Annotated in this window: 12 protein-coding genes and 1 riboswitch; of the genes, 6 read left to right on the forward strand and 6 right to left on the reverse strand. The window is 72.4% G+C overall.

Features of this window, described 5'->3' with window-relative positions:
• Nucleotides 1–5 precede the first annotated feature (5 nt).
• From ACIRQF_RS03795 to ACIRQF_RS03810, 4 genes are all read left to right on the forward strand, one after another.
• Complete coding sequence (locus ACIRQF_RS03795) at nucleotides 6–1565, forward strand: DUF4139 domain-containing protein (protein WP_404088550.1); 1560 nt, start codon at nucleotides 6–8, stop codon at nucleotides 1563–1565.
• Nucleotides 1566–1876: 311 nt separating this feature from the next.
• Nucleotides 1877–3112, forward strand: a complete 1236-nt coding sequence (locus ACIRQF_RS03800) for an MFS transporter (protein ID WP_404088553.1) — start codon at nucleotides 1877–1879, stop codon at nucleotides 3110–3112.
• A gap of 72 nt (nucleotides 3113–3184) precedes the next feature.
• Nucleotides 3185–3610 carry a heme-binding protein gene (locus ACIRQF_RS03805; RefSeq protein WP_382482926.1) on the forward strand — a complete coding sequence of 142 codons (426 nt, stop codon included), beginning with the start codon at nucleotides 3185–3187 and terminating at the stop codon, nucleotides 3608–3610.
• Nucleotides 3611–3686: 76 nt separating this feature from the next.
• A complete protein-coding gene (locus ACIRQF_RS03810) occupies nucleotides 3687–4514 on the forward strand; it encodes an aldo/keto reductase (RefSeq protein ID WP_382482925.1) in 828 nt (275 codons plus the stop codon).
• Nucleotides 4515–4586: 72 nt separating this feature from the next.
• On the opposite strand, the gene ACIRQF_RS03815 is transcribed toward ACIRQF_RS03810, so the two are convergent.
• The gene (locus ACIRQF_RS03815) at nucleotides 4587–5387 is read right to left on the reverse strand and encodes a transglycosylase SLT domain-containing protein (RefSeq protein ID WP_376628426.1); all 801 of its coding nucleotides are present in this window, start codon (nucleotides 5385–5387) and stop codon (nucleotides 4587–4589) included.
• A 4-nt stretch (nucleotides 5388–5391) separates the two neighbouring features.
• Nucleotides 5392–5547, reverse strand: a riboswitch (cyclic di-AMP (ydaO/yuaA leader).
• Nucleotides 5548–5897: 350 nt separating this feature from the next.
• A complete protein-coding gene (locus ACIRQF_RS03820) occupies nucleotides 5898–8210 on the reverse strand; it encodes an MMPL family transporter (protein WP_404088558.1) in 2313 nt (770 codons plus the stop codon).
• A 256-nt stretch (nucleotides 8211–8466) separates the two neighbouring features.
• Here ACIRQF_RS03820 and ACIRQF_RS03825 point away from each other — a divergent pair, with 256 nt between their 5' ends.
• Nucleotides 8467–10299: a glycoside hydrolase family 15 protein gene (locus tag ACIRQF_RS03825; protein ID WP_404088560.1), complete on the forward strand. Its 1833-nt coding sequence runs from the start codon at nucleotides 8467–8469 to the stop codon at nucleotides 10297–10299.
• Nucleotides 10300–10404: 105 nt separating this feature from the next.
• Here the strand turns inward: ACIRQF_RS03825 and ACIRQF_RS03830 are convergent, their stop codons facing one another.
• The 3 genes from ACIRQF_RS03830 to ACIRQF_RS03840 all read right to left on the reverse strand — a co-directional run bounded on the left by ACIRQF_RS03830 (nucleotide 10405) and on the right by ACIRQF_RS03840 (nucleotide 14676).
• Complete coding sequence (locus tag ACIRQF_RS03830) at nucleotides 10405–12162, reverse strand: protein kinase (RefSeq protein WP_404088563.1); 1758 nt, start codon at nucleotides 12160–12162, stop codon at nucleotides 10405–10407.
• A 124-nt stretch (nucleotides 12163–12286) separates the two neighbouring features.
• Complete coding sequence (locus ACIRQF_RS03835) at nucleotides 12287–14008, reverse strand: acyl-CoA dehydrogenase family protein (RefSeq protein ID WP_404088566.1); 1722 nt, start codon at nucleotides 14006–14008, stop codon at nucleotides 12287–12289.
• 92 nt (nucleotides 14009–14100) lie between these two features.
• A complete protein-coding gene (locus ACIRQF_RS03840; protein WP_382482921.1) occupies nucleotides 14101–14676 on the reverse strand; it encodes a PadR family transcriptional regulator in 576 nt (191 codons plus the stop codon).
• Between the two features lie 191 nt (nucleotides 14677–14867).
• On the opposite strand from ACIRQF_RS03840, the gene ACIRQF_RS03845 reads away from it, so the two are divergent.
• Complete coding sequence (locus ACIRQF_RS03845; RefSeq protein ID WP_389751579.1) at nucleotides 14868–15353, forward strand: VOC family protein; 486 nt, start codon at nucleotides 14868–14870, stop codon at nucleotides 15351–15353.
• Nucleotides 15354–15384: 31 nt separating this feature from the next.
• Here ACIRQF_RS03845 and ACIRQF_RS03850 read toward each other — a convergent pair whose 3' ends face one another.
• Entirely contained in the window at nucleotides 15385–16383 is a 999-nt protein-coding gene (locus ACIRQF_RS03850) for an aldo/keto reductase (protein WP_404088570.1), read from the reverse strand.
• Nucleotides 16384–16393: the final 10 nt, after the last annotated feature.

A 16393-nucleotide genomic window follows, 5' to 3' on the forward strand; every position in this document is an offset into this window, starting at 1 on the left:
AGCCCATGTCCACGGATCCCCAGCCCATCCCCCTTCCCGTCACGGCCGTCACCTGCCTGGAGGACCGCGCCCACGTCGAGCGCCGCACCGTGCTCGACCTGGCGGCCGGTGTCCAGCGCCTGCGCCTGGGTCCGGTCGCCGCGACGGCCGTCGACCGCACCCTGCACGCCGAACTCACCGCCGAACACGCGGCCGGCGTCCTCGACGCGCGGATCGTGCGTGCCTGGACGCCGCGCGGGCCGCGCCCGTCCGCCGGCGACTCCGCGCTCCGCCGGCGCGTCCACGCGCTCACGGAGGAGCAGTCCGCCCTGAAGCGGCGGCGCGACCGGCTGCGGACCCGTCTCGACCTGCTCGGCCGGCTCGCCGCCGACCTCCTGCGGGAGATCGGCGAGGGCACCGGGCACGGGGAGAGCGAGGCGCCGCGCTGGTCGGCCGAGCTGGACCGGGTCGACGCGGAGCGCGACGCGTACGGCGAGGAGCTGCGCGCCGCGGAGGCCCGTCTGTCGGCGCTCGAGGCGGAGCTGGGCGAGGTCGAGCGGGCGAGGGGGCTGGCCGAGTCGGAGCCCGCCGAACTGCTCGCGTACGTCGACCTGACCGTCGAGAGCGCGACCGCTGGGGCCGCCGGGCTGCGACTGAGCCACCTCACGCCCTGCGCGCTGTGGCGGCCGGCGTACCGGGCCGTGCTGGACGGGGACTCCTTGACCCTGGAGACCGACGCGGTGGTCTGGCAGCACACGGGCGAGGACTGGTCGGACGTACGGCTGACGCTGTCGACGGCGCGGTCGGCCCTGGCGACCGATCCGCCGCGGCTCACCGAGGACCGGCTGACGCTCACCGACCGCTCCGCCGCGGAGCGCCGTACGGTCGACGTCGAGCTGCGCGAGGAGGAGATCGGGGACCTCGGCCCGGCCCCGGTGCTCGGGCTCCCCGGCGTGGACGACGGCGGCGAGGTGCGGGTCCTGAGCGCTCCCGCGCCGGTCTCCGTGCCGGCGGACGGCCGCGCGCACCGGGTGCCCGTCTCCTCCTTCACGACGGCCGTGAGCAGCGAGTACGCCTGTTCCCCCGAGCTGTCGCCGCTGGTCACCCAGGTGGTGCGGGGCGCCAACCGGTCCGGCCACGCTCTGCTCGCGGGGCCCGTGGACCTGGTGCGCGGGAGCGGCTTCACCGGGCGGGGCACACTCGACTTCACCGCGCCCGGCGCGCCCGTCGAGCTCGCCTTCGGCAGTGGTGACGACCACCGGGTGGTCCGGCGGACCGAGGAGTCCCGCGACACCACCGGCCTCACCCAGCGCACCGTGGTCACCCGTACGGTCCGGCTGCACCTGTCGCGGTTCGCCGCGCCGGGCGAGCGGGGCGACCGGGTGGTCGTGGTCCGGGAGCGGATCCCGGTCTCCGAGGTGTCCGCGGTGGAGGTACGCGTCCGCGGCGAGGCCTGCTCCCCGGCCCCGGACGCGGTCGACGCGGAGGGCATCGCCTCCTGGGCCGTCTCCCTCCCGCCGGGCGGCCGCCGCACGCTCACCCTGGTCTACGAGCTCTCGGCGACGGCGAAGGTCAGCGGCCTTTAGGCGCCCTACCCGTCCCTTCCCGTCCCCTCCCGTCCCCTCCCGCTTCTGCTCGATGTCGGCCGATGGACGGTCGGCATCGAGCAGGCCAGGCCGTGAGCCCGGACCTGAGCAGGCCGCTGAGCAGGGCTAGCTGGCCCTGCCCAGGGCCTGCACACCCGCATGGACAAGCCCCGGGCAGGGCGCATCCCATTACTTGCAAACGAGGGTTAACCTGCTCCGCAACTCACTCCGTTTGCATTTATCCGGCGTCTGCAACTATTGTTCTCGCTCGTAAGGCTTCTGCGCAAACACACCCCGGAAGGGTTCGTCCCATGCCTCTCGCGCTCCTGGCCCTGGCCATCGGGGCCTTCGGAATCGGCACCACCGAGTTCGTCATCATGGGCGTGCTGCCCCAGGTGGCCGGCGACTTCGGGGTCTCGATCCCCACCGCCGGCTGGCTGGTGACCGGCTACGCCCTGGGCGTCGTCCTCGGCGCGCCGCTCCTGACCGTGCTCGGGACGAAGGTGTCCCGCAAGAAGATGCTCATGTTCCTCATGGGCCTGTTCATCGTCGGCAACGCGCTCTCCGCGTTCGCGCCGAGCTTCGGCCTGATGCTCGTCGGCCGGGTCGTCGCCTCCCTCGCCCACGGGGCGTTCTTCGGCATCGGGTCCGTCGTCGCCGCCGACCTCGTGGCGCCGGAGAAGAAGGCCTCCGCGATCTCCCTGATGTTCATGGGCCTCACCGTCGCCAACATCGTCGGCGTCCCCGGCGGCACGTACATCGGCCAGGCGATCGGCTGGCGCGTCACCTTCCTGCTCGTCGCCGCGCTCGGCGTCCTCGGCCTCCTCGGCGTGGCGCGTCTCGTCCCCGAGACGGGACGGCCGCCGGCCGCGAGGATCAGCGCCGAGTTCGCCGCCTTCCGGAACGTCCAGGTCTGGCTGGCCATGGCCATGACCGTGCTCGGCTACGGCGGCGTCTTCGCGGCCATCACCTACATCACGCCGATGATGACCGAGGTCGCCGGCTACACCGAGGGCGCCGTCACCTGGCTGCTGGTCCTCTTCGGCGTCGGCATGTTCCTGGGCAACCTGCTGGGCGGGAAGTTCGCCGACCGGGCCCTGATGCCCATGCTCTTCGTCGCGCTGGGCTCCCTGTCCCTGGTCCTGTTCCTGTTCACGGCGACCGCCCACGACAAGGTCCTCGCGGCGATCACGCTGACCCTGATCGGCGCGCTCGGCTTCGCGACCGTCCCGCCGCTGCAGAAGTGGGTCCTCGACCAGGCCTCCGCCGCACCGACGCTGGCCTCCGCGGCCAACATCGGCGCCTTCAACCTCGGCAACGCCCTGGCCGCCTGGCTCGGCGGCGTGGTCATCGCCACGGGCCTCGGCTACACGTCCCCGAACTGGGTCGGCGGCCTCCTCGCCGCCTCCGCGCTGCTGCTGGCCTTCCTCGCCGCGTTCCTCGACCGGCGGACCCGCAGGTCGAGGATGGTCGCCGGGTCCGCGGACTCCGTGACCTCGGCGGCCGTCCCGGACGCCCGGCAGGTCCCCGCGGGCCTCGGGCACTGACCCCCTCGCCCGCGCCTTCCCCCTGCACCCTCCCTCCTCCGCACTTCCGTACGACCGCATGGAGCACCCCTCATGAGCACCGTCACCGCCGCCGTCGCCCCGCTGACCTCCCAGGACGCCGAGGTCCTGCTCACCGCCGCCCGGCGGGCCGCCGACGCCGCGGGCGTCACGGTCAGCGTCACCGTGCTCGACGCCGGCGGCCACCTGCTGGCCTTCCGCCGTGACGAGCGCGCCGTCCTCATCTCCGGCGAGACGAGCACCCGCAAGGCCTACACGGCGCTCCAGCTGAACGCCCCCACGGCCGACCTGGTCGACCTGGTCAAGCCCGACGGCCCGTTCCACAGCCTCACCACCGCGCTCGACCGGCCGCTGCTGTTCATCGCCGGCGGCCTGCCCGTCCACCGTGACGGACGGCTCATCGGCGCCGTCGGCGTGGGCGGCGGCGCCCCCGAGCAGGACCACGCCTTCGCCGCCGCGGCCGTGGCCGCCCTCGTCTGACCCGCCCGCGGCCCGGCCACCGCCCCGGGCCCCCACCCCCCACGCAGACACCCGCACCACAGATCCGAGGAACGTCATGAACCACTCCGTCCCCACCGTCACCCTCAACAACGGCACGGAGATGCCGCGGCTCGGCTTCGGCGTCTTCCAGGTGCCGGACGAGGAGACGACCGCCGCCGTCACCGCGGCGCTGGAGGCGGGATACCGCTCGATCGACACCGCCGCGATCTACGGCAACGAGGCGGGCGTCGGCAAGGCCCTCGCGAGCTCCGGCCTCGCCCGCGACGAACTGTTCGTCACCACGAAGCTGTGGAACGCCGACCAGGGCCACGACGCCACCCTCAGGGCCTTCGACGCGAGCCTCGCCAAGCTCGGCCTCGACCACGTGGACCTCTACCTCGTCCACTGGCCGGCCCCGGCCCGGGATCTCTACCTCGACAGCTGGAAGGCCATCGAGAAGCTCGTCGCCGACGGCCGCGTGCGCACGGCGGGCGTCTCCAACTTCCAGCCCGCGCACCTGAACCGGCTCCTGGACGGCAGCGACCTCGTCCCGGCGGTCAACCAGATCGAGCTCCACCCCGGCCTGCAGCAGCGCGCGCTCCGTGAGCTGCACGCCCGCCACTCGATCGTCACCGAGGCCTGGAGCCCGCTCGCCCAGGGCGCCGTCCTGGAGGAGCCCGTGCTCCGGGAGATCGCCGCCCGGTACGGCAAGAGCACCGCGCAGGTCGTGCTGCGCTGGCACCTGCAGCTCGGCAACGTGGTGATCCCCAAGTCCGTCACGCCGGCGCGTATCCGCGAGAACATCGACGTCTTCGACTTCGCCCTCTCGGCGGACGAGATGACGGCCGTCGCCGCGCTCGACCAGGGGCTGCGGACCGGCCCGGACCCGGACACCCTGAACTGAGCCCGGAACGACCGTGCTCCCGCACCCGGCCGAGGGGCCGGTTGCGGGAGCACGTCCTCGCGTCCGCGGGCGTCAGTAGGCGCCGAAGACGTTGTCGATGGAGCCGTAGCGGTCGGCCGCGTAGTTGCAGGCCGCCGCGATGTTGGCGACGGGGTCGTACGGGTCGTCGGCCGTGCCCTCGACGTGGTACGCCCGGAAGGTCGGGTCGATCACCTGGAGCAGGCCCTTGGAGGGGGTGCCGGCGACGGCGTTGGAGTCCCAGTTGTTGATGGCCAGCGGGTTGCCGGACGACTCGCGCATGATGTTGCGGTGGATGCCGTCGTAGCTGCCGGGGATGCCCTTCTTGGCCATGATGTCGAGCGCCTCGCGGATCCACCCGTCGAGGTTGTCCGGGTACGAGGTCGCCTTGGCCGGAGCCACGGCCTGGACCACGGCTCCCGCGCTCGCGGCGCCCGCCGTCGTCGCGGTCCGGGCCGCCGCGGGCTTCACGCCCGAGAGCGCGGCGCCTCGGGCGTCGACGGTCAGCCGCATGCCGGGGCGGATGAGGGCCGGGTCGGCGCCGACGGCCGTCCGGTTGTCCTGGTAGACCTTCTTCCAGCCGCCCTTTACCGCGTACTTCCGGGCGATCTTGGAAAGGGAGTCACCGGCGACGACCGAATACCGCACCGTTCCGGACGCCTTCGCCACCTGCGTGACCTGGACCGTCGCCTTTTCGACTGCGACGGTGTGCGCCGCCTGCGGAGTGACCGCACCCGCGGTCGTCGCTCCGGCCAGCGGCAGGGCCAGTGCGGCGCTGCCGGTGATGCCGACGGCGGCGATGCCGCGGGTGAGCGGGAACTTCTTGGAACGGCGGTGCTTGGCGTGTCCACGCATGGCGGGGTCCTCTCCTCCGCCTGCGAGGTGAGCTGTCGGGTTCGGGCAGGAGATGCCCGGCCGCGCCTGGGCACGGCTTCACCCCGAGCCGCCCCCGGAGCCCGGGAGCGGCGGAGAACCTGGGTCCCCCGCTCCTGCCTGAAGTGGTCGTGTGTGCGGTACCCGGTCGGTGGCAGGATTCGGCGTTTCCGTCCGGTTGCCGGGTGACCGTAAGCGAATTCTTCCGGCGAAAACAAGACAGAAATTAATCAAAGCAAATCGATCATTCGGAAAAAGAAAAAGGATCATTCCCACCTTTCACCATCACCGCGCCAACCGCTCCCCCAGGGTGCCGATCTGACGTCGCGACAGAATTCACCGGGCCGGAAAGGCCGTGACTCAGATCACGCAGTCCGACCTTTGCGCGCTACCGGCACAGAAAAGCTCCAATGCCGGAATTCATTGAGCATTCCGGCATTGGAGCTTAATAGCAGGACATCTACCTCTTTGTCCGAATGTGCACGTCGCGGGTCACCGGGCCGGCTCGTGGCCGGACTCCTGGTCCTGCTCCAGCGCCGCCTCCCCCTCGGTGTCGAGGTGCGGGAGGATCCGGTCCAGCCAGCGTGGGGTCCACCAGGCGCGGGCGCCCAGCAGGGTCATCACGGCGGGAACGAGCAGCAGCCGGACGATGGTGGCGTCGATGAGGACGCTGACCGCGAGGCCCAGGCCGAGCATCTTGATCACGATGTTGTCGGACACGATGAAGGCCGCGAAGACGCTCACCATGATCAGCGCGGCGCAGGTGATGACCCTCGCGGTGATCTCCAGGGCATGGGCGACGCTCGCCTCGGCGTCGCCGGTGCGCAGCCACGCCTCGCGGACCCGGGACAGCAGGAAGATCTCGTAGTCCATGCTGAGGCCGAAGACGATGGCGAACATCATCATCGGCACATAGCTCTCGATGGGCACCTTGCCGGAGACGCCCAGGGCCGGGCCGCCCCAGCCCCACTGGAACACGGCCACGACGACGCCGTAGGACGCGGCGATCGACAGCACGTTGAGGACGGCGGCCTTGACGGCGACGAGGAGCCCGCGGAAGACGATCAGGATGACCAGGAAGGCGAGCGCGACCACCACCGCGATGATCAGTGGCAGCCGGCTGGAGACGATGTCGAGGAAGTCGACCTGGGCGGCCGTGGTGCCGGTGACGTAGGTCTTCGCGTCCGTACCGGCCACCGCGTCCGGCAGCACGTCGTCCACCAGGTGGTTGGTGAGCTCGGTGGTCTTCTCGTCCTGCGGCGAGGCGACCGAGTAGGCGGTGCCGATCAGGACGTCACCGTCGGAGGTGGGCTTCAGCGCGGTGACGGAGGCCGCGTCGGGCACGTTGGCGAGCGACTGCTGGAGCTTGCTCGCGAGCGCCGAACGATCGGACGCCGGGACCGAGGTCTGGTCGACCACGATGGTCAGCGGCCCGTTGGCGCCGGGACCGAAGGCCGTGGAGATCAGGTCGTAGGCGCGCCGGTCGGTGAACGACTTGGGGTCGGCGCCGTCGCCGATGTGCCCGAGCTGGATGAAGAACACCGGGAAGGCCAGGATCACCAGGGCGACCACGCCGCCGACCAGGAAGTACCAGGGCCGCCGCTCCACCCGCTGGGCGTAGCGGTGCCAGGTGCCGTGCGGGGTGGCGCCCGGTTCCGCGTCGGTCTCCGCCACGGGCTTGCGCACGTGGTAGCGGTCGATGCGGCGCCCCACGAGTCCGAGCATGGCCGGGACCAGGGTGAGCGCGGCGATGACCGCGGTGACGACCGTGAAGGCGGCCGCCAGGCCGAGTTTGCCGATGAAGGTGACGCCGGAGACCCAGAGACCGGACAGCGCGATGATCACGGTGCAGCCGGAGACGAGCACCGCCCGGCCGCTCGTCGTCGTCGCCAGGCCCGCGGAGTCGGCGGGATCGTGCCCGTTCATGATGTTCTGGCGGTGACGGGTGATCAGGAACAAGGCGTAGTCGATGCCGACGCCCAGGCCGATCATGGTGGCCAGGGTCGGCGAGACCGTCCCGAAGGTGAAGGCAGCCGCCGTCAGACCGAGCAGCGCGAGCCCGCAGATCGCTCCGATGAGGGCGGTGACCAGCGGCATGACCGCGGCGATGATGCTGCCGAAGCCGATCAGGAGCACCACGATCGCGACGGCGAAGCCGATCGCCTCGCTGGTGCGGTCGTCGGCCGACGGCCGGGCCAGTTCGCCGAGCGAACCGCCGTACTCGACGGTGACGCCGGCGTCGCGCAGGGGCTTTACGGCCGTGTCCACGCCGTTCAGGTAGTCGGTGCCCAGGGTGGAGGGCGGAACGCTGAAGCGGATGGTGATGTACGCGGTCTTGCCGTCCGTGGAAAGCGGGCCCGTGTCAGGCGTGTTGGGGGGCGGGGTCGGCGGAGGTGTGCCCGGAGGCGGCAGCGGGTTCTGGACGTTGATGACGTCGGGCAGCTTCTGGAGCGACGCGACGGTCGAGTTCACCGTGGAGGCGTCCTGGGTGAGCGCCTCGGACGGGTTGTTGAGGACGATCTGCGCGCCGTAACCGCCGGCCGCGGGGTCGTGCGCCTCCAGCACGTCGAGACCCTCGGTGGACTGCACACCCGGGAGCGAGAAGTTGTCGGAATACTGGCCGCCGAACGCGCGGTCGGCGATCTGCAGTCCGGCGACGGCCGCCAGCCACAGGACGATGACGACGACGAAGTGCCGGGCGCACCAGCGCCCCAGCCGGTAGAGAGAGCTCTTCTGCGCCTTGGGGCTGATGGTGGCCTTGCGCGCTGATGATCCGCTGCCCTGGGCCGGGCTTGCTGCGTTCATGGCACCGCCGAGTCCGGATAGGAAAATCCCCGAGCGGAAACACTGCTCCGACGATGTGCGGATGTGCCGGTCCTGGAGTCAATTGTTCGCCTTCCCCTCGGCGGCGGCATCTCGACGCCCGCCACCCGCCCGCCACCCGCCCGACGACCGGGCCCCCGGCACGCGCCCGCCGGGCCGCCGCGGAGGGGCGGGACGCCGCGGACGGGCGGGGCGTCCTCCGATGTCGCCTTCCCGGCGCGTCGCCGATAGTGGAACCATGAAGCGCTATCCGCTCATCGCCGATCACGGCCTGGTGGGGGATCTGCAGACCGCCGCCCTGGTGTCCGACGAGGGCGTGGTCGACTGGTTCGCGGCGCCCCGCTTCGACTCGCCGGGCATCTTCGCGGCGCTGCTCGACCACGACAAGGGCGGCTACTTCCGGCTCTCGGTCGACGGCTCCGACGTGACGGTCAAGCAGCTCTACTATCCCGACACGGCGCTGCTGGTGACCCGGTTCCTGTCGGCCGACGGCGTGGGCGAGCTGATCGACTGGATGCCTCCCGACCGGACCGGCCGGCCCACCGACGAGCACGCCATCCTGCGGGTGATGCGGTGCACCCGCGGGAACGTCACCTTCGCCCTGGAGTGCCGGCCCCGGTTCGGCTTCGGCAGCAATCCGCACGAGACGCACGTCGACGGGCGGACGGCGACGTTCCGGGCCCCCGGGATCACCGCCTTCCTCCAGACGAACGTCCCGCTGGAGCAGGACGGTCCTTACGACGTCCACGGCCGCCTCACCCTCACCGAAGGGAGCCAGGCCGGCGCCTCGTTCACCGTGGCGGGCCCGGACGCGCCCGTCCCGCCGCTCCCGGACGAGCAGGGGGTGGAGGCGGCGCTGTGGGACGCCGTCGACTTCTGGCAGGAGTGGGTGCGGACCGCGCGGTACCGGGGCCGCTGGCCGGACATGGTGCACCGCTCGGCCATCACGCTGAAGCTCCTCACCTACCTGCCCACCGGCGCCCCGATCGCCGCCGCCACCCTCGGGCTTCCCGAGCTCGTCGGCGGCGAGCGCAACTGGGACTACCGCTACACGTGGATCCGGGACGGTTCGCTCGCGGTACGGGCGCTGCTGGACCTCGGGTTCGTCGAGGAGGCGGCCGCGTTCACCGGCTGGCTCACGGACCGTGTCACCGAGCGGGCCGGCGCGCCCTCCGCGGGCGGGCGCCCGCTGCAGATCATGTACCGGGTGGACGGGGACCCGTGGCTCCCCGAGGAGATCCTGGAGGACTTCGAGGGTTACCGGGGCTCGGCGCCGGTGCGGGTGGGCAACGGGGCGGCGGACCAGCTCCAGCTCGACATCTACGGGGAGGCCATGTACGCCCTCGCCCAGGGACGCGGCCTCGACCCGCAGCCCACGTACCACGGCTGGAAGGCCGTGTCCGGTCTGCTCGACTGGCTGGCGGCGTCCTGGGACAGCACCGACGAGGGGATCTGGGAGACCCGGGGCGGGCAGCGGGACTTCACCTTCAGCCGGGTGATGTCCTGGGTGGCCTTCGACCGCGGGCTGCGGCTCGCCGAGGAGTTCGGCCGGCCGGCCGCCCTGGACGCCTGGCGCGCCGCGCGGGACGAGATCTTCGGCCAGATCATGCACCGCGGCTGGAGCGAGAAGCGCCAGGCCCTCGTGCAGTACTTCGGCGGCGACGTCCTCGACGCCTCCCTGCTCCTGATCCCGCGCGCGGGCCTGCTGAACCCGACCGACCCGGCGTGGCTGAGCACCCTGGACGCCATCGAACGCGGCCTGGTCCAGGACAGCCTGGTGCACCGCTACGACCCCGGCGCCTCCCCCGACGGCCTGCGGGGCGCGGAGGGCACGTTCAGCCTGTGCACCTTCCTGTACGTGGACGCGCTGGCCCGGGCCGGGCGGGTGCGCCCGGCCCGGTTCACCTTCGAGAAGATGCTCACGTACGCCAACCACGTCGGTCTGTTCGCGGAGGAGATCGGCCCGAGCGGCGAACAACTGGGCAACTTTCCGCAGGCGTTCACCCATCTCTCGCTCATCATGGCGGCGACCACCCTGGACGAGGTCCTGGACCGCGCGAGCCCCGCCTAGGCCCGGCGACGCCGTCGATGCCCTCGATGCCCTCGACGACGGAACCGCGGGGCACCGCCCGGCAGGAGAACGGCTCCCGGACCGAACGGTCCGGAAGCCGTGGTGTCAGTCCGCCGGATGGCTCGACACGACCTTGCCCTTGTCGTCGGCGGCGAGGTAGCCGGTCGCGCTGTACTCGTTGGTGAGGTAGAAGCGCATCGTGGGACGGTCCTCGTTGAAGGTCCAGCGTTCGACGACGACGTAACGCATGTTCGGGTCGTCCACCTTCAGCTCCTTCTCGCCGCGCTTGATCAGGGCCGGCAGCGTGTCCCACGGCATGGCCGCCATGTCCATCGGCTGGTCGTCGGCGAAGCCCGCGTTGATGGTGCCGCCGGGGCCGAGTTTGCGTGCGACGCCTCCGCGGTACTCCCACGAGTCGTAGGACTTGGCACCCGGCCGGGTCGGGATGGCGGCGAGGGCGTACTCCTCGTAGATCGTCAGATCCTTCATCGTCGTGCTCCCGGCGGCCTTGCGGAACGCCTCGATGACGGTACGGGCCGAGGCCGGTGTCAGGAGGGTGCCGCCCGACGCCGGGGTGGGCGGCGCGGACGTCCCCGGCGTGGCGCCGCCGGTCGCCCCGCCCGGCTTCCGGCTGCTGCTCGTCGACGCCGGACCGCCCTTCGCCCCGTCGCCCTTGTCTCCACCGTCCGGAAGGAGGTTGACGACACCGACCACCACGAGGGCCGCCACGGCGAGGGAGCCCGAGAGGACGGCGACACGCCGGGCCGGACGGCCGCCGGCCGGGCGTGGCGCCCCGGCGGGGACGGTCGGCGCCGGTACGGGCGGGCCGAAGCCGCCGGGCGCGGGGTGACCGGGCGTCGCGGGCGGCTGCCCGTAGCCGGCGGGCGGCCCGTAGGCGGGGTGGGCGTAGGGCGGGGTGTACGGGCCCGGGGCGCTCGTCACGGCGTCGGCCGGCGCCGCCGGGACCCCCTGGCCAGGTCCGGCAGCCGGGACCCCTTGGTCAGGTCCGGCCCCGGCCCGGGTCTCCGCCTCGGCGAGCAACTGGTCCAGCCGGACGCCGTCCGGCCGCAGGGCCGGGTCGCGGACGAGGATCCGGTCGAGCACCGGGGTGAGGGCCCCGGAGCGCACGGGCGCCGGGATCGGGTCGTCCAGGACCGCGACGACCGTGGCCAGGCTGGTGGCGCGGCGCAGCGGGTGATGCCCCTCGGCCGCGACGTACAGGAGCATGCCGAGCGACCACAGGTCGGATGCCGGGTTGCCCTCCTCGCCCCGCACCCGCTCGGGGGCGATGAACTCCGCGGAGCCGATGAGGTCGCCGCTGGAGGTGAGCCGGGAGGTGGCCTCGTCGAACACGGCGATGCCGAAGTCCGTGAGCACCGCGCTTCCGTCGGGCCGCAGCAGGACGTTGGCCGGCTTGACGTCGCGGTGCTGGATGCCGGCCGCGTGGGCGGCGCGCAGGGCGGACAGGACCTGGCGGCCGAGGGTCACGACCTCGGGGACGGGCATCGGGCCCTCGGCGAGGCGCTCGTAGAGCGAGCGCCCCTCGACGAGCTCCATCACGATCCACGGGTGCGAGCCGTCCAGCGGGTCCACGATGTGGTGGATGGTCACCACGTGCGGGTTGGACAGGCGGGCGAGGGCCCGGGCCTCGCGGACGGCGCGCTCGCGCAGCTGCGCGGCGAATCCGGGATTGGCCTCCTCGACGGCGGGGTCGGGCGGCCGGACCTCCTTCAGGGCGACATCGCGGTCGAGGGCGATGTCGCGGGCCCGCCAGACGGTGCCCATGCCGCCGCTGCCGAGGCGGGAGATCAGGCGGAACCGTCCGTCGACCAGGGGTCTGCCGTCGTCGTCACTCGTGTTCATGGGCGGTCATCGTAGGCGGTGCGGGTGACAGTCCGGTGCGCGGGCGTGGCCTGCGGGGGTGCGGCCCCCGGCTCCGGGTCCGAAGACCCGGGCGGGGGGCCGCACGCCGGCCACGGCTCTCCGGCTACGCGGGCATCTCGTAGGCGCCCGAGAGGCTCTCCACCCGCTGCCAGACGCGCCCGGTGCGGGCCTCGTCGACGACCGGGCGGCGGACGGCGCCGAGCGCCCACTCCTGCTGCGGGGCGGTCGCGGAGTCCTTGCCGTGCAGTTCGACGGCGTGGGCGGAGAAGTCGCGGACGAGGACGGCGAACAGCTCGTCGAGCACGTCCTCGTCGAGACCCGTCAGGCCGGCCTGCTCCAGGACCAGCTGCCCGTGCACGACGAGGGCGAAGAGCTGCCCGACGGCCAGGAGGAGGTCGAGGTCACGGCTCTGCGCCTCGTCCGGGGCGGCGGTGGTGACGAACGCGCAGAGGGCGTCGGCCTGCTCGCGGAAGCGGGCGACGTTGGGCAGGTGGGCGTACGCGTCGAAGGCGGGCCGCCAGTCGTGGAAGCGCACCGAGCCCAGACCGCGGGCCGGACCCTGCCGGAAGAGGAAGGTGTCGTCGGCCGCGTCGAGGCGGGTCGGGACGGGCTCGTGGGCGACCGGGTCGAGCAGGTGGTTGCGCATGAACTTGAGGATCAGCGCGAGGTTGACGTGGACCGTGCCCTCCAGCTTCGGCAGTCCGCGGATCTCCACGGCGGCCTGGGCGAAGTAGTTGTCCTTCTCGAAGCCCTTGGCGGCGATGACGTCCCACATGAGGTCGATGACCTTCTCGCCCTCGGTGGTCACCTTCATCTTCGTCATCGGGTTGAAGAGGAGGTAGCGGCGGTCGTCCGGGCCCGCCGAGCGGAAGTAGTCGACGGCGCGGTCGCTGAACAGCTTCATGCCGACCAGCCGCACGTAGGCGTCGGTCAGCTCGCGCCGCACGTGCGGGAAGGCGGTGACGGGGCGGCCGTAGAGGACGCGGTTGTGGGCGTGGGTGACGGCCTCGTACATCGCGTGCTCGCAGATGCCGATGGAGGCGGTGCACAGGTTGAACTTGCCGACGTTGACGGTGTTCAGGGCGGCGTCGAAAGCGGCCCGCCCGGTGTGCAGGACGTCCTCGGCGGCGACCGGGTAGCCCTCCAGGCGGAACTCGCTGACGAACTTCGAGGAGTCGACGACGTTCTTGACGAGGTGGTAGTCCGGGTGGCGGCTGTCGGCGGCGAAGAAGACGTAGCCGTCAGGGCCCTCGACGTCGGTGCGGCGGCCGAAGACGGAGACGAGGCCGGCCGCGTTGCCGTTGCCGATGTAGTACTTGGAGCCGGTGGCGCGGAAGCCGCCGTCGCCGTCCGGCTCCAGGAGCATGTCGGTGGAGTAGATGTCGGCGCCGTGGGTCTTCTCGGACAGGCCGAACGCGAACACCTCGCCCTGGGACAGGAGTTCGGCGGCGCGGGCACGGGCGGCGGCGTTGTCGCTCTGCCAGACCGGCCCGACGCCGAGGATGGTGACCTGCCAGGCGTACCAGTAGTCAAGGCCGTAGAAGCCGAGGATCTCGTTGAGGGCGGCGATCCGTGCGGTGTCCCAGCGCTTGTCGCCCTGGCCCTCGGCGGCGGAGCCCGGGGTGAGGAAGGTGGCGAAGAGGCCTTCCTTGGCGGCGAAGGCGAGGAAGTCGCCGAGCCAGGCGCGGGTGCGGTAGTCCTCGATCAGCCGGCGCTTGCCGCGCTCCTCGAACCAGTCGACGGTGGCCCGCAGCAGCCGGCGGGTCTCGGGGTCGAAGTGCGCGGGGTCGTAGGTCCGCGGGTTGAAGAGCAGCGGGTCGGCCATGGTTGCCGCCTTTCGGCTGTCGGATGTCGGCTGAGGGCCCCGGCCGGCGGCCGGGGGTGGTCGTGCGGGGTGCGGCGGGGTGGGCGCCGGGGTCAGTGCCCGGTGGCGAAGCGCCCGAGGGTGGCGAGGACGTCGTCGAGCCAGGCGATCATCATGCGTTCGTACGCGATGCCGCCGCGGAGCACGACGTGCTGGAGTTCCCGCTCGGCGTCGAGTGCGCCGTCCGGCGCCTCCGGCATGCGGGCCTCGGGTCCGGTGAAGTCGCGGGTCTCGCCGGAGAGGTAGTGGGCTAGACGTTCCGTGTGCGCCCGGCGGTGCCGCTCGACCTCGCGGACCAGGGCGGCCGGGTCGTCGAAGGCGGCGCCGCGGATCTTGACCGCGAGGTCGTGCCGGACGCTCTCGGGCTCGATCGGCTCGTTCAGCCAGGAGGAGAGTGCCGCCCGGCCGAGGTCGGCGACGGAGTACTCCCGCTTGTCGGGCCGCCCCTGCTGGGGCACCTCCCTGGCGTCCACCCAGCCGTCGCCCTCCATGCGCTTGAGCACGCGGTAGATCTGCTGGTGGGTGGCGGTCCAGAAGTACCCGATGGACCGCTCGAAGCGCCGGGCCAGTTCGTAACCGGATCCGGGCTTCTCCAGCAGCGAGACGAGGATCGCGTGTTCGAGCGCCATGCCCTCGATCCTTCTATGCAACGAGTTGCATAGCAAGGCGGACCGGCTCCGATGAGACGCGGCTCACCCCGGACGGGGCCCTTCGGGGCATCCGGTGGCGGGCTGCCGCGCGGCGCCCGCGGGCGAGGGAACGTGCGGGCTATCAGTGGTCGCAGTAGCTGTCACAGCCCATGCCAGGAAAGGCGGGAACCATGGCCGTCCGGCCCATCCCCGAGGGATATCCGCGCGTCACGCCGTACCTCTGCGTCGACGGAGCCGCGGAAGCGATCGACTTCTACGTCTCCGTGCTCGGCGCGACGGAGCGCATGCGGATGGCCGCCCCCGGCGGGAGGATCGGCCACGCCGAACTGGAGCTGGGCAACTCGGTCCTCATGCTCGCCGACGAGTACCCGGAGATGGAGTTCCGCTCACCGAAGGCGATCGGCGGCACGCCCATCACCCTCCACGCGTACGTCGAGGACGTGGACGCCGTCTTCGCCGAGGCGCTCGCCCGGGGTTCCAGGGAGCTGCGGGCGGTCAGGGACGAGTTCTACGGCGACCGCACCGGCCAGTTCGAGGATCCCTTCGGGCACCGCTGGAACATCGCCACGCACGTCGAGGACGTGTCGGAGGAGGAGATGGAGAAGCGGGCCGAGGAGGCCCTGCGGTCCATGGAGCCGCCGGCGAACGACGGTTGACCTCGGGCCGCCGCCCGCGCCCCGACGCTCGTCACGTCCAGGCGAGGGTCGCGCGCGTACGCCAGTAGGTGTCGGCGGGCTCGGCCAGGACGGCGAGGCCGGCCAGGTCCTGCGGGCCGAGCGCGAGGGCGGCCGCCCTGAGGTTCGATGCGAGCTGCTCCTCCGTCGCGGCGCCCGAGAGCACCACGTCCGCCCAGGGCTGCGCGGCCGCCGCGGCCAGGGCGACGGCGTCGCAGCCGGTGCCGGCACGGGCGGCGACGGCACGCAGGGCGGCGGTGTCGGGGCCGGTGGCGTTGCGGTCGGCGAGCCGGCCGTTGGCCATGGCCTCCTTCACGACGACCCGCCACCCCGCGGCGTGCGCCTCGGCGAGCGCCGGTCCCGCGGACGGTTCGAGCGGGTTCCAGGTGGACTGCACGGCCGCGAACAGCGGCGCGCCGGCCACCGTCACGTCCAGCGCCGCACGGACGGTGTCGCCCTGCGCCGGACCGCTGGTGGACAGACCCACCCGGACGCCCTCGGCGGCCAGGTCCGCCAGTCGGGCGTGCAGCGCGGGGTCGGAGAGCGCCGGGCTGTCCGGGGTCACCGAGTGCACCAGGTAGAGGTCGGGATTCCGGCCGAACAGCGCCCGGGTCTCCTGGATCTGACGGTCGAACACCGCCACCGAGTGCTCCTTGACCTCGTGCGCGGACACGCCGGACACCTGCCAGCCGGCCGTGTAGGTGTAACCCCACTTGCTCCCGACCGTCACCTGGGCGGCGGCCTCGGGACGGGCGGCGAGCCACCCGGCGAGGAACTCCTCGGCGCGGCCGTAGGAGCGTGCCGTGTCGAAGTACCGCACGCCCGCGGCGTAGGCGGCGTCGAGCAGGGCGTGCGTGCGCTCGCGCAGGGCCCGGACGCTGCGGTCGGGGGGCAGGTCGAGCTCGCGTCCGAGGGTGATGTAGCCGGGGCGCCCGACGGCGGCGGTCCCGAGGCCGAACCGCGCGGGCGACGGGCCGGCCGCGGTTCCGGTGGTGTGCTCGGCCGGCATCATGACTTCCCCT

It is taken from the genome of Streptomyces sp. NPDC101191 (assembly GCF_044767915.1).
In the GTDB taxonomy this organism is placed as follows: domain Bacteria; phylum Actinomycetota; class Actinomycetes; order Streptomycetales; family Streptomycetaceae; genus Streptomyces.